The organism is Oceanobacillus alkalisoli (assembly GCF_021556485.1).
Taxonomy (GTDB): Bacteria; Bacillota; Bacilli; order Bacillales; family Amphibacillaceae; genus Oceanobacillus; species Oceanobacillus alkalisoli.
Genome location: NZ_JAKGBW010000097.1, coordinates 1 through 284, shown reverse-complemented (window position 1 = coordinate 284; position 284 = coordinate 1). Strand labels below are relative to the sequence as shown.

Sequence of the window (284 nt, the reverse complement as noted above, 5' to 3'; positions counted from 1 at the left end):
TGCAAGGACACTCAACTTACCACTTCCCAAATCAAAATTCTTACCGAAACCGACATTTCCACCAAACTCCGGCAATGCATGTTTTCTGGAAACATCAAAACTGGTATTAAACAACGGATTCGTCTGAGCATAATCCTCAAAATCGGCCAACTCCATATCCCGCAAACGGCTATCCAGCGAAGGAGTCTTAAACAAAGTTCCTTCATGGTCCATCCGATACATTTCTTTTCCTAACGTATTGAACTTTCCACCGGTATTGAACGAAACACTGAAGAAATCCTCAC

1 protein-coding gene is annotated in these 284 nt (G+C 42.3%); it reads right to left on the bottom strand.

Features of this window, described 5'->3' with window-relative positions:
- On the bottom strand, positions 1-284 hold a 284-nt coding region (locus tag LZD48_RS19375), incomplete at both ends, for a hypothetical protein (RefSeq protein WP_235764149.1).